General features: G+C 39.0%; 2 pseudogenes. Both read left to right on the forward strand.

What is annotated here, in order from left to right:
* Positions 1-1,188: pseudogene (locus tag ACIFQN_RS35450) on the forward strand (hypothetical protein); the annotation flags it as partial.
* Positions 1,188-1,401 (forward strand): annotated as a pseudogene (locus ACIFQN_RS35455) (hypothetical protein); the annotation flags it as partial. The pseudogenes ACIFQN_RS35450 and ACIFQN_RS35455, both read left to right, overlap by 1 nt.

Below are 1,401 nucleotides of genomic sequence, written 5' to 3' on the forward strand. Positions count from 1 at the left end.
ATGTTTTTAAAGACTGAAATTGAAGGATTCATCAATCAAAAACAAGCAGAATTAACAGCATCCCAAACTAACACTCTCAATGCAATGGAAAATAAAAAAAATGAATTCTCTAATTATGTTGAAACTAAAAAAGGTGAATTCGATGTAACATTAAGTAAGTTCTCTTTCGAAGGGAATTATCTTGGGACTGTACAGTATTTTAAATGGAATACTGTTAAGTACAATAATGAAACTTATCTTTGTCTTCAAGATAGTTTAGGGAATGTTCCAACCAACACAACGTACTGGGTAAAAATTGCAGCCAAAGGCGACCCGGGTCAACAAGGTCTAGCTGGTTTAGGACTTGTCTATCGTGGTACGTATGACGGAACGATTGCATATACCTCCCAAGACGCAGTAAATTATGGAGGCTCCATTTACTTTTGTAAAAAAGATGCTCCTGTAGGTATAAACCCTAGTGATCAAAATTACTGGGCTCTTTTTATATCTAAGCAAAACATTCCAGTCTCCCCTACTCCTCCAACTACTCCTGTGACTGGTGAAATGTGGGTTGATAGTAGTAATAACAATCCAGTTATGAAATATTGGACTGGTACAGGGTGGCTCGGAACAAATTCAGTAGATTCTGAAAAACTAGGAGGAAAATTATCTTCATACTATGCATCCTCTCAAAGTGTTTTAGATGCATTGAATAAAATTGGGACTCTAACAGAACTACCTACTATCGATAAATCAAGTCTGGTTAAGGCATTAATTGAGATAAATACAAAGCTGCTAAATCATATTGGGCTTGGCGGTTCTACACATGCATTGGCTACAACTACTACAGCTGGGTTCATGAGTGGGCCTGACAAAGACAAACTGAACGGAATACAGACGGGAGCCATTAATAAAACAACAGCAGACGGTCTCTATCAAATCTTAGGGACTGCTAACACAGACATTAATCAAGTAAAAGCATTGACGCTCGAAACTGACACTCGATCTGTCGTCATTACCTACACGGGTGATACTATTACCAAGGTTGAGGAAAAGAGTGGCAGCACTACGGTGAAATCATCTGTCATATCGTACAACAGTGATGGAACATTGAACACAGTTACAGAAAAAGCTGGGGTAAGAACAGTGACTAAAACCCTTAGCTATTCAGGTGGAAAACTCTCTGGCGTGACAAAGGCGGTGACTTGATGGATACAATTGCTTTTGCCTTAGCAAATTTACTCAAAGCTGAGTACACTCCAGACTCATGCATTTTAATGGCGGATTTACCTACCCCAGTTAGAGAATTTCCGGGAGCGTCAATAAACGGAAAGGGATATGTATTTAGTGGTTACTATAATGGCGTTGTTTCCACTGTATATGAATATGATCCTGCCTTAAACACTTGGGCAAGTAAGGCGA

The sequence above is a fragment of the Brevibacillus sp. NRS-1366 genome (genome assembly GCF_050467985.1).